Genomic DNA, 12,269 nt, shown 5'->3' with positions numbered 1-12,269 from the left:
AGCCTCTACACCACTGCACGGTACCTGCTGACACCGGAGTTTCAGGTGTGCTGGAAGTCTAACAGGGCAAAGTCAAATAGCCATCACCGGTTAGCAGCCTGAATATCCCGGTATTGCCGTGAGGCGGGCGTAGAATGTTTGGCTATACATGAAGAGAGGGTTCAACAGACAACGATAAAAAAGGAGACCCATGCAAACTTTTCAAGTGTTGATCATCGGCAGCGGTTTTGGCGGACAGTGCGCGGCGATCAATTTGCTCAAGGCCGGCATCGATGACTTTCGACTGCTGGAACGGCGGGACTTTTTCGGCGGCACCTGGTGCCAGAACACGTACCCGGGTGCGGCCGTCGATGTGCCCTCGCCGCTTTATTCGCTGTCCTTTGCCCCCTACCGCTGGACACAAATGTTCGCCGAACAGGCCGAACTGCACCGCTACACGCAGTACGTGGTGGACCAATTCGGCCTGCGCGACCGCGTGGAACTGGAAGCCAACGTCGAACGCATCGAATGGGACGACGACAGCAAACGCTGGGCAGTGCACACCGCAAATAAAGGCACGTTCTACGCCCGGTTCCTGATCAATGCCACGGGGCCGCTAAGCCAACCCGTCATCCCGCATTTCGAGGGCCAGGAGCGCTTTCAGGGCAAGACTTTTCACACCAACAATTGGGATCATGCCTACGACTATCGGCAAAAACGCGTCGCCATCGTCGGCAGTGGCGCCAGCGCGGCCCAGGTGATTCCGGCCATTGCCCCGGACGTCGAGCATTTGCATGTGTTCCAGCGCACCCCGCACTGGGTGCTGCCACGGGCCGATCGCGCCTTCGGCTCCTTCCAGCGCTGGTTGCTCGGCCTCAAACCAGCCTACAAGCTGCTGCGCTGGATGATCTATTGGCAATTCGAAACCCGGGTGATTGCCTTCAAATACTCGAAACCGGCGATCCGCATGGTCCAGCAGCAGGCCCTGCGCTTCATGAAACGCCAGGTCCCGGACCCCGAACTCAGACGCAAACTGACACCGGACTACGCCATCGGCTGCAAACGAGTCATCATCTCGAGCACGCTGTACCCGGCACTCGGTCGGTCCAACGTAACGTTGCACAGCCGCGAACAGGGCATCGCGTCCATAGACGAAACCGGCATCGTCACCCTGGACGGGCAACACATCGATCTGGACCTGATCGTCTGGTCCACCGGTTACGACGCCACCGACGGGGTGATTTCCTACCCGGTCACAGGAAGAAACGGCACGCAACTCAGGGATTTCTGGGCGACTTATCCTCGCGCCTACCTCGGTACCAGCCTGCCGGACTTCCCCAACCTGTTTATCGTCACCGGGCCCAACACCGGCATCGGCCACACTTCGGCGCTGTTCATCATCGAATCCCAGATGAACTACATTCTCGATTGCATTCGCACACTGAAAGAACAGGGTTTGTGCAGCATCGAAGTTCGCCCCGAGGCAGAACGTACCTACACTGAAATGATCCACCGGGAAATGGAACGCACGGTGTGGAAATCCGGAGGCTGCCACAGTTGGTATCAAAGCAAGAGTGGTCATGTGATTGCCATGTTTCCCGGGTTCAGTTTCAGTTACCACCGATTGACCCGGACGCTGAAACCCGCCGATCACTTCTTGTCCTGATCAGAGAAAAGGGAGACGCGTGATGCTTTTGTTGGTTGTCGCAATCGCGGTTTTCGTGGCCTGGAGCTGGTTGAGCTACCCGGCCATCGGTCACTGGCTCTATGACTTGAACATGGCGGCCGAAGCCAAGCTGTATCGGCTGCACAAGATCGTCGTACCGATTGCCGAAATGACCGTTTCGACCTGGCAAGGCGGGCCGTACGAAGCGTCGAGCAGCGTGCTGATGCTTCACGGCTACAGCGCCGACAAGAATATCTGGCTGCGCTTCGCCCGGCATTTTGTCGGCACTTACCGGGTGATCATCCCCGACATCGCCGGGCATGGCGAAACCGGCTTCAAGGCCGGTGGCGGGTACGATATCCCTTTGCAGGCGAAGCGGATGATCCAGCTGCTCGATGTCTGCGGCGTCGAGAAGGTGCATGTGATCGGCAACTCGATGGGCGGCTACATGGCGGCGTGGCTCGCGGCGACTTACCCGGACCGCATCGCCTCGGTCGCCCTGATCGACCCGGCCGGTGTCACCGCGCCAGAAATCAGTGACCTGGAGCGTCATTTGTCCAAGGGCCACAACCCGTTCCTGATCAACTCCCGGGAAGAATTCCGGCGCTTCTACGCCATGACCATGGCCGAGCCGCCATGGGTGCCCGGCGTGGTGCTGGACGCCATCGCCCAGCGTTATGAACAGTCCCGGGATGAGCTGGAAGAAATCTTCAGGGACTTCCGTGCCAGCCCGCCAATGGAACCGAAACTGCCCGACATCAAGTGCCCGGCGCTGTTGCTGTGGGGGCGCAAGGACCGCTTGATCGACGTCAGTAGCGTGGCGATCTGGAGCAAAGGCATCGAAGACCTGCGGGTGGAAATCTGGGAAGGTGTCGGCCATATGCCGATGGTCGAGGCACCGGCGGGCACGGCGCGGCTGTATCGCGAGTTTTTGGCATCCCAGCGTACTCAACTCCATGTGTAATACCGGCCGAGCTTGCGAGGTTGCCGCTATAGCAGTCCTTTGCAGAATGAAGTCCGTAAGATTCTTCGTTTGTCGGCGCCGCTGAAGGCTGCGATCTTTTCCCCAACCTTCACGTCACCGCGCCTGGAATTTTTTCATGAGCCACCCAAGCTTTGTCAGCCCTGACCTGATCCGCCAACGCTTCTCCAAAGCGATGTCCGACATGTACCGCGAAGAAGTGCCGCTGTACGGCGCGTTGATGGAACTGGTGGAACAGACCAACCGTCATGTGCTGGACAGCGAACCGCAGATCGCCCGGCAGTTGAACAGCACGGGCGAAATTCAGCGTCTGGACCTGGAACGCCATGGCGCCATCCGCGTCGGCACCGCCGCTGAACTGGCGACCCTTGCCCGGCTGTTCGCGGTGATGGGCATGCAGCCCGTTGGCTATTACGACTTGACCCCGGCCGGCGTCCCGGTGCATTCCACGGCGTTCCGCGCAGTGCATGAGGCCGCCTTGCAGGTCAGCCCGTTTCGGGTGTTCACCTCGCTGCTGCGTCTGGAACTGATCGAAGACCCGGAGCTGCGCGCCTTTGCGCAATCGGTGCTGGATAAACGCTCGATCTTCACGCCGACGGCGCTGACCCTCATTGAACGCGCCGAAACCGAAGGTGGCCTCACCGAGTCCGAGGCCAAGGACTTCGTCGAGCAAGCGCTGGAAACCTTCCGCTGGCACCACAGCGCGACCGTCACCGCCGAGCAATACCAGAAACTCAGCGCCCAGCATCGCCTGATCGCCGATGTCGTGGCATTCAAGGGCCCGCACATCAACCACCTGACACCGCGCACGCTGGACATCGACATTGTGCAGGCACAAATGCCGGCCCATGGCATCACCCCCAAAGCAGTGATCGAAGGCCCGCCCCGCCGCCAGTGCCCGATCCTGTTGCGCCAGACCAGTTTCAAGGCGCTGGACGAACCCGTTGCCTTCACCGACCAAGCTGAAAGTCGCGGCAGCCACAGCGCCCGGTTCGGTGAGATCGAGCAGCGCGGCGCCGCGCTCACGCCCAAGGGCCGGGCGCTTTACGACCGCTTGCTGAACGCCGCTCGCGACGAACTCAAGGACTTCCCCAATGAAGCCAATGCCGCACGCTACAACGCGCTGATGACGCAGCACTTCAGCGAATTCCCTGACACCCTTGAGGGGATGCGTCAGCAGGAACTGGCGTACTTTCGCTATTTCCTGACGGAAAAGGGGCTGGGGTCGGCGCAAGCGCTTAAATCTTTGTCGCTGGAGGATTTGCTCGGCAACGGCTATATGCGAGCCGAACCGTTGGTCTACGAAGATTTCCTGCCGGTCAGTGCGGCGGGAATTTTTCAGTCGAATCTTGGGGATGCGGCGCAAACCCATTATGGCGAGCATTCGAATCGGCAGGCGTTCGAGAAAGCGCTGGGGCGATCGACCATCGATGAGTTGGGGTTGTATGCCGAGACGCAGCGGCGTTCGATCGAGGAATGTTTTGCATCGCTCTGTTAATCACCACCCAATCCTGTAGGAGCCGGCTTGCTGGCGATGGGGCCCTTGGATGTGTATTGCTTCTCAAGGACCTCTTCGCCAGCAAGCCGGCTCCTACAGGTTTTTTGGTGATTTCCGGTTTTACTTCAACTTCGCCAACAGCGCTTCAGCCGTGGCCTCGGACGACGCCGGGTTCTGACCGGTCAGCAGCAATCCATCAGTCACCGTGTAGCTCGCCCAGTCGTCACCCTTGGAGTAAATCCCGCCCTTCTCCTTGAGCATGTCCTCCACCAGAAATGGCACGACCTTGGTCAATTGCACCGCCTCCTCTTCAGAGTTTGTGAAGCCGGTCACCCGCTTGCCTTTGACCAGCGGTTGACCATCCGTCCCCTTGACGTGACGCAATACTCCCGGCGCATGACAGACCAAGGCGACCGGTTTACCCGCCTTGTTGAACGCCTCGATCAATGCGATCGAAACCTTGTCTTCAGCCAGATCCCACAGCGGGCCATGGCCACCCGGATAGAAAACCGCATCGTAATCGTCAGCCCTCACGCTGCTCAGCAGCGCGGTCGACGCCAATGCCGACTGGGCCGCGGAGTCTTTGCGGAAGCGATCAGTGGCCGCGGTTTGCGCGTCCGGCTCGTCGCTCTTCGGGTCCAACGGGGGTTGCCCCCCCTTCGGCGACACCAGCGTCAGTTGCGCGCCGGCGTCTTTGAAAGCGAAATACGGTGCGGCGAATTCTTCCAGCCAGAAGCCGGTTTTCTTGCCTGTGTCACCCAATTGATCGTGGGACGTCAAAACCATCAGGATTTTCATGTCGCGCTCCTTGAATTCGGGGAATGTTGAGTCAACTCGGCGCAGAGTTTGACCATCAGGCTGCGCTGTTCGTTGCACTTTTCACACCGGTGCTCTGAAGTGATGGCTAACCGCCTTGATGCGCAAGAAGTTGCGCAATCGATACGGCGAGACGCGCTGCTTCAGCGCTGAACGCCCGGTTTGTCAGGCCTTCCAGCCCGGTGCGCAAGAAGTTGCGCAGTGCTGCGCAAGTTCTTGCGCACATTGCGGGGTGAACGTTGCCGGCAATCCTTCCAGCGACCAAAAACTCACTGCAAAGCCCTGATTTATATGGCTTTCGATGTTTCTGGCACGGACCTTGATAACAGTCATGCACCCACCGGGCGATATCGCCTCCCGGGCACCTCACTTATTCAGCAAGGAGAGCATCCATGGCAACACCAGCGTACATGTCCGTCACTGGCGAAAAACAAGGTCTGATCACTGCCGGCGCATTCACCGCCGACTCGGTTGGCAACACCTACCAGGAAGGTCACGAAGACCAGGTCATGGTTCAGGCTTTCAGCCACGACGTGATCATCCCGCGTGACCCGCAATCCGGCCAACCGACCGGTCAGCGCGTACACAAGCCAGTCGTGATCACCAAGGTATACGACAAGTCTTCGCCACTGCTGCAGGCCGCTTTGACCTCCGGCGAGCGCATGAGCGAAATCGTTATCCAGTGGTACCGCACTTCGGCTCAAGGTACCCAAGAGCACTACTACACCACCAAACTGGAAGACGCGATCATCGTCGCCATCAACAACAAAATGCACAACTGCCAGGATCCGTCGAACTCGCACTTCACGCACCTGGAAGAAGTGCAATTCACCTACCGCAAAATCACCTGGACCCACGAAGTATCCGGTACTTCGGGTTCCGATGACTGGCGTCTGCCGGTGGCCTGATCCAGGTCGACCGTCTAAAGCATCGGCCAGCTCTGCTGGTCGATGTTGTTTACGCCCTTCCAGAATTTTCGCGTCCGCAAGCTCCCTGCACGGGTGCCGGCGAACGCCGCAGCACTGCACGAGGAACAAGGGATGTTCGCGCCGGCCAATCAGACTCACTTTGCCCTGACCATCGAAGGTCTTTCCAACGACTTCCAGGTGCTTTCCCTGCAAGGTCGGGAAGCCATCAGCCAGCCGTTTGTGTTTGAGGTGGAACTGGTCAGCGAAAAGCCGTCCCTGGACCTCGAAAGCCTGCTGCACAAACCCGCCTTTTTGCAGCTCTCGCCCGACGGCAGCGGCATCCATGGCCAGATCTATCGCGCCGCCCAGGGTGATTCCGGCAAACGCCTGACCCGCTACGCGGTGACCCTGCGCCCGCAACTGTCCTACCTCGCGCATCGCATCAACCAGCGCATCTTCCAGAACCTGACGGTGCCGAAAATCATCGGCATGGTCCTCGAAGAGCACGGCATCCAGAGCAATGCCTACGAATTCAAAGTCGGGGCGATTTATCCCGAGCGCATCTACTGCGTTCAATACGATGAATCGGACCTGCAATTCGTCCAGCGCCTGTGCGAGGAAGAAGGTATCCACTACCACTTCCAGCACAGCGCCACGGCCCACAAACTGGTGTTCGGCGATGACCAGACGGTGTTCCCGAAGCTCGCCCCCGTGGCCTATCAGCAAGACTCCGGCATGGTCGCCACCGACCCGGTGATCAAGCGCTTCGACCTGCGCCTGGAAACCCGCACCAGCCGTATCACCCGCCGCGACTACGACTTCGAAAAACCGCGCATCACCCTCGAAAGTGAAAACCGTGGCGACGCCCTGCCCGACCTCGAAGACTATGACTATCCCGGCCGCTTCATCGACCGCGAACGCGGCAAGCACCTGGCCAAACGCGCCCTCGAACGCCACCGCAGCGACTTCCAGCTGGCCGAAGGCAAAAGCGATCAGCCGTTGCTGGTCAGCGGCCATTTCCTGGCCCTGACCCAACACCCGAAAGCCAAATGGAACGACCTGTGGCTGCTGACCGAAGTCCTGCACGAAGGCAAGCAGCCGCAAGTGCTGGAAGAGTCGGTCACCAGCAGCACCACCCACCTGAAAGACGATTTCCACCAGGGTTATCGCAACCGCTTCCAGGCCACGCCGTGGGACGTTCCGAATCGGCCGCCGCTGACGCAGAAAAAACCGCGCATCCTCGGCAGCCAGAGCGCCGTGGTCACCGGCCCCAAAGGTGAAGAAATCCACTGCGACCAGTACGGCCGCGTCAAAGTGCAATTCCACTGGGACCGCGAAGGCCAGGCCGACGACAAGACCAGCTGCTGGCTGCGCGTCTCCTCCGCCTGGGCCGGCGCGCACTACGGCGGCATCGCCATCCCGCGAATCGGCATGGAAGTGCTCGTCACCTTTCTCGAAGGCGACCCCGACCAGCCGCTGATCAGCGGCTGCCTGTACCACAAGGAAAACGTCGTCCCGTACGCCCTGCCGGCGAACAAGACCCGCACCACCTTCAAAACCCTCAGCTCACCGGGCGGCGCAGGCTTCAACGAACTGCGCATCGAAGACAAGAAAGGCCAGGAACAGATCTTCCTCCACGCCCAGCGCGACTGGGATGAAAACGTCGAGCACGACCAGAAAATCCGCGTCGGCAACGAACGCCACGACACCGTCGAGAAGAACAGCTACAGCGAATTCAAGGCCGAAGAACACCACACCGTTTATGAAGACCGCAAAGTCGAAGCCCGCGCCAACGACCACCTGACCGTGGGCGTGAACCAGCACATCAAGATCGGCACCGGGCAATTCATCGACGCGGGCCAGGAAATCCACCTGAGCAGCGGCATGAAAGTGGTGCTGGAAGCGGGCAGTGAATTGACCCTGATCGGTGGCGGCAGCTTCATCAAGATCGATGCGGGCGGCGTGACCCTGAGCGGGCCGGTGATCAACATGAACTCCGGTGGCGGGCCGGGCAGCGGAACGGGGGCGGCGCCGTTGTTGCCGGGGCCGTTGAAGCAGGCGGATGCGGATAAAGCCGGGCAATTGTTGGTGCCGGCACAGCGACAAGCGTTGATGCAGAAGAAGCCGATCTGCGCGATCTGCGAAAAGGCCAAGCTGGAGGCGCAAAATGCTTAAGTCCGATTGGCCACTGGAAAACGGATTGCCTCAAGGATTGCCGTGGAATGGCTCCGTCGGATTGCTGCTGGACGGCGTCAGCGTCGAAAAACTGCCCCAGCACCTTTATCAATGGTCGGACGATCCGGTTTTCGAGCCTCTCTACCTCGGCACGCAATGGGCTGAGTTGGGCGACGTTTCGCCATGCCTTGTCCAGATAAACACCCAGAACAATCCCATCCTCGCGAAGTTTCTGGCTGAACCCCGCCAGGAGTGGGGTTACCTGGTGTTCAGCGATCAACCCTGGGCGCAAATGGTCGAGCATTTCCGCTGGCTGACCAGCGTCATGCACCCTCAGGGTGAAGAAGTCCTGCTGCGCGTCGCCGACCCTGCCGTGGCCCACGCATTGCTCAGCCACGCCGAGAGGATCAAGGACCCTACCCTGTTCGGACCTTGCTCGCAGATCGTCGCCGCCGACGCGGCGCTGGGCTGCTGGCACATCAACCAGCGACCGGGCAAAGCCCCCGAGCCCAACCACAGCAAACGCTACCGCTTGAGCGACGAGCAACTCAGCCAACTGGACGAAGTGAATTTTCGCAGCATCGTCCTGCGCCTCGACCAACACATGCACGAATACTTTCCGTCCTATCAGGCACAATCGATGCCGTTGCAGCGCCGGGAACACCTGCACGCATTGGCATCGACCTCGTACGATCGCGGCTTCAACACCGAACTCGACATCACTCTTTACGCCAACATTCACGGGTTCCTCGGCGAGCGAGCGCTGGAGGAGCATCCGGACCTGGATGCAATACTCAAGACCCCGTCGGAACAAACGCCCGCTCAGCGACTCGAACGGGTCGCTGATATTGCCCAGGAACGGGCTGAAACCCTGCACAGGAGCCAAGGATGACCACGCCCACATCGGCCGGCAAAAGCCCGAACAACGTTGCAAAAAGCCAGGATGACGGTAAGTGCGCCATGGGCGGCTGCTCCCTGATGAAGGCCAAGATCCAGCTCATCCCTCTGCGCTACGGCCTGGTCGAACGACTCGACCCATCCAGCGCACTGGCAATGCCGTACAAAACCACTTCCCGCCCATTGGGCATTCGCTTGATCCGCGACGGCTGGCTCTACGTCATCGTCGACAAAAAACCTCAAGCCGTCATGCACGAATACCGCATCCAGAACGGCATCGTGACCCAACTGCTGTGGGAAAAAGGCGAAATCACCGCCAACAAACGCGAAAGCAACGTGGGCGAAGCCGTGCTGGTCTTCCCGCGTTTAAGCAAGCTCTACGTCAACTACTCCGAAGTGCAATGGACCGCCGCCAAATGCGCGCAGGTCATCAAGCACAAGTCCGAGCGTGAATACTTCATGCAGGCGGTGGACCTGACCAAGGCTGATCCGGAGAAAGGCGCGGCTAATCTGCTGACGCCGAGTCAGGCGGAAAAGTGGATTGCGGAGGTTGCAGAGCAGCCGAGTAAGGAGCCGGCGGTTACGGGTGCCAAGCCTGAGGAAAGCAAAGACTATCTCTGGGAGCAAGCGTCGCACTTCAAGAAAACTCAGTTGGGCGCGCTCAAAAAGCAAGTCAAGGCAGAAAACGAGCGTGACCATCTGTACTTGGTCCTACAGGATGACCTAGGTGTACTGCGCGATCTTGCTGAGCATCAGGATTTGGTCACTGGCTGGATCAGCGACTGGAGCGACGCTGAGGCCAATCAAAAGAAGTATGTGTTTGGTTGCTACATTGAATCGTTGTACACCGTAACCGGCGAAACCATTCTGAATGCCGCCCAAGGCGACCCACGTTTTGCCAAACTCAAGGACGAAACGAGCGAAGAGCAACGGCAATCCATCGTCGACTACGTGAACGTTAAAAATCAAACCCAGTATTCAGGTGCTGGTACGCATCGTGGAGCTATCGCAGCTTCAAAGTCACGGATGCGTACGAGTCTTGGACCTTTGCATTCCAAGTACGAAGACCTGATCGAGACTATCGAAGACAATGCGGATGACGCGCTCGACGGCGCGAAAATGGGACAACAGGGCATCAACGATCTGATTGATCGGCCCGCTATGGAAGCCTTTCTGAAACAGCAACGCGCCCAACTCAGTCGTTGGAACAAACGGCTGGACCTGATCAGTGACGATCGCGCAAATCTGATCAGTGAAGAACGCTTCCAACGCTCAGCCTGGTATTTCGATCCCAAATTTGGCGATCAACTGGACACAACTCTCGCTACTGAATATGCCTGTATGAGAGACATTTGCCGGACAGATAAAGCGACTGAAAAGCTTGCCGATCTGATCGAGAAACAGCCGGGTTTTACCGTACCAACCTTCTTCACATTGAGCTTGACTGATCAGAAGGACATGCACGCAAAGGTCACATCGTTCATCAAGTCCCTGCGCGATACCTATATGGCCAAGGACGACTATCAGGGTGCGCAGGCACTCAGCGGAAAATTTGGCAATTTGCTCACGCAGAATCTCGCAGCAGCAATGCAATTGAGTGAAAACGGCATTGTCCTCGGTCAGTTGCGCGACACGGCGTATGAGCCGGCAAAGCAATTGCGCCTGGCAGGAGCGCTAGATGAGGCCATGCAAGCGCTACGCAGTGGCCAGCCGCTAGATCCAGCAAAAGTATTGCGCCGAATTCCTGGCTCGGCCTGGATAGATGTTCTTCGAGCCTTCGGTAAGGGAGGTATTACGTTGGAGTTTGCCTCTGCGAATCAAATTGCCACGTTCAAAGCTGATATAGCCAAACTGACAGATCTTCGCCAGCAAATGACCTCGCTGAAAAATCAGATTCGGCAAACCCTGGCCGACGAACGTAAAGGCAGGTCACCAAAAGGCGGTTACAAAACTTTGGTCTCTCGCCGCAAAGCCATTCAACAGACTGTCGCTCCACTTGAAGGGCGGGTAGCTCAGGCCATGAGTCCTGTTGGTGACGGACCGGGCAAGGCTGCCTTCAAGATCAAAGGGCTTAACAATGCTCAGGTGCTTGAGTTTGAGCGGATGGCCGATGACTATCGGCTTAAGCGTCCTTCCAAAGGAATAAGCAAGGCGGTTTTTGCATCAGCTGGAGGGGATTTGTTTTCTTCAGCTGCAGCGGTTTTGCAAATCATCAGCTTTGCGACTGTTTATAGCGAATTTTCCAGAAAAAAAGAGGCGGACTTCTCCGATAAGTTGGCTGTAGCAAATGCTCTTTTTTCAATGATTGGGGGGACTATTGCTGCAGCACAAGGAATTGCCATTACCGGCCTTTCTGTCGCAATTGAAAACTATGCGAGTGCCGCAGGTAAAATCAAATTAGCCGCCAAATTAGGCAAAATCACAGGAGTATTGGGCCCGTTTTCATACCTTTTTAGTGCTATTGCCGCAGGCACCGGTTTGTACGGTGAAAAAGGGTCTGCCGCGAGGTGGACCGAAGCTCTACGGTCAGGCGATGGCGCCAAGCTAGCTGGGGCTAGCATGACGCTGGCTGGGGACTCCGGCCAACTAGTTGTCAATGGCTGGGCGACCGCACGAACTGTTCAATACACGTTTGAAGCTATGACGAACGTAAGCCAAGCGCGCGCTCTTGCGTGGGTTACGGCAGGCGGTAAATTGCTCAGCGTCGCGGCACGGGCAAACCTGATTGGCCTAGTCCTGACAGGACTCCAGTTAGGTGGTGAATGGCTATACAACCGTAATAATAAGACCGAACTGGATAAATGGCTGCTTAAAGGTCCTTGGGGCAAGCAGAGCGCAAACCGAAGTCTTGCGGAGGAGCGTTTGATGTTAGCAAATATTACTGCCACTCCGCAGATAGCCCTACAACAAGTAAACAGCAAGCCCATGGCCGTCTTGAGCGTGCCGGGGATGACAGCCAATGATCTGGAAGATGTCAGTCTCGGCCTCAGTGCTTACTGGCTAACTAACCATCAGCGCAATGACTGGGAAGCGTGGAGCGAACCATTGCTTTATCAACTCAATCTGATAGGTGCCCCGGGCGAACCTCTCAAGCTTGGCTTGGAAATATTCCAACACGAAGCTAACGCCCAGCATGGCCTTGCCGTCGTTTTACGCTACCACCCCGTAGCCGGTGATAAATCTTTCCGAGAGAAGCGGTTCGAAACCACGACCCTAAACGCGCAAAATGTCAAACTCCTCCAATCAGTGTCTGTATTAAGGACGCGTACCACGGATGCTCCTTGGTTGCTAGTAACTAGCGACTCCCTGTAGTTGCCTAACCCGCCTACATTTCTTCGGTTGAATTGC

General features: G+C 57.9%; 9 protein-coding genes. 7 read left to right on the top strand and 2 right to left on the bottom strand.

Going from position 1 to position 12,269, the window contains the following annotated elements; translation table 11 throughout:
• The first annotated feature begins 190 nt into the window (after positions 1 to 190).
• From PMI01S_RS21500 to hglS, 3 genes are all read left to right on the top strand, one after another.
• A complete protein-coding gene (locus PMI01S_RS21500) occupies positions 191 to 1,645 on the top strand; it encodes a flavin-containing monooxygenase (protein ID WP_084322101.1) in 1,455 nt (484 codons plus the stop codon).
• A 22-nt stretch (positions 1,646 to 1,667) separates the two neighbouring features.
• Positions 1,668 to 2,609: an alpha/beta fold hydrolase gene (locus PMI01S_RS21495; protein WP_084322099.1), complete on the top strand. Its 942-nt coding sequence runs from the start codon at positions 1,668 to 1,670 to the stop codon at positions 2,607 to 2,609.
• A 136-nt stretch (positions 2,610 to 2,745) separates the two neighbouring features.
• On the top strand, positions 2,746 to 4,125 hold the full coding sequence (gene hglS, locus PMI01S_RS21490) for a 2-oxoadipate dioxygenase/decarboxylase HglS (protein ID WP_084322097.1): 1,380 nt from the start codon (positions 2,746 to 2,748) through the stop codon (positions 4,123 to 4,125).
• A gap of 120 nt (positions 4,126 to 4,245) precedes the next feature.
• On the opposite strand, the gene PMI01S_RS21485 is transcribed toward hglS, so the two are convergent.
• Together PMI01S_RS21485 and PMI01S_RS31755 are read right to left on the bottom strand one after the other, a co-directional pair.
• The gene (locus PMI01S_RS21485) at positions 4,246 to 4,923 is read right to left on the bottom strand and encodes a type 1 glutamine amidotransferase domain-containing protein (protein ID WP_084322095.1); all 678 of its coding nucleotides are present in this window, start codon (positions 4,921 to 4,923) and stop codon (positions 4,246 to 4,248) included.
• A gap of 183 nt (positions 4,924 to 5,106) precedes the next feature.
• Complete coding sequence (locus PMI01S_RS31755; protein WP_159439529.1) at positions 5,107 to 5,274, bottom strand: hypothetical protein; 168 nt, start codon at positions 5,272 to 5,274, stop codon at positions 5,107 to 5,109.
• Positions 5,275 to 5,333: 59 nt separating this feature from the next.
• On the opposite strand from PMI01S_RS31755, the gene PMI01S_RS21480 reads away from it, so the two are divergent.
• The 4 genes from PMI01S_RS21480 (at position 5,334) to PMI01S_RS21465 (ending at position 12,233) form a co-directional block, all read left to right on the top strand.
• On the top strand, positions 5,334 to 5,849 hold the full coding sequence (locus PMI01S_RS21480) for an Hcp family type VI secretion system effector (RefSeq protein ID WP_007948242.1): 516 nt from the start codon (positions 5,334 to 5,336) through the stop codon (positions 5,847 to 5,849).
• Positions 5,850 to 5,981: 132 nt separating this feature from the next.
• Entirely contained in the window at positions 5,982 to 8,024 is a 2,043-nt protein-coding gene (locus PMI01S_RS21475; RefSeq protein ID WP_084322093.1) for a type VI secretion system Vgr family protein, read from the top strand.
• Positions 8,017 to 8,916, top strand: a complete 900-nt coding sequence (locus PMI01S_RS21470) for a DUF4123 domain-containing protein (RefSeq protein ID WP_084322091.1) — start codon at positions 8,017 to 8,019, stop codon at positions 8,914 to 8,916. The genes PMI01S_RS21475 and PMI01S_RS21470 overlap by 8 nt, the downstream gene beginning before the upstream one ends.
• Entirely contained in the window at positions 8,913 to 12,233 is a 3,321-nt protein-coding gene (locus PMI01S_RS21465) for a toxin VasX (RefSeq protein WP_084322089.1), read from the top strand. Before PMI01S_RS21470 ends, PMI01S_RS21465 begins: the two co-directional genes overlap by 4 nt.
• Positions 12,234 to 12,269: the final 36 nt, after the last annotated feature.

The sequence above is a fragment of the Pseudomonas migulae NBRC 103157 genome (assembly GCF_002091715.1).
In the GTDB taxonomy this organism is placed as follows: Bacteria; Pseudomonadota; Gammaproteobacteria; order Pseudomonadales; family Pseudomonadaceae; genus Aquipseudomonas; species Aquipseudomonas migulae_A.
Note: the sequence above shows the minus strand (reverse complement) of the source record. Positions and strands in the feature narration are given on the sequence as shown.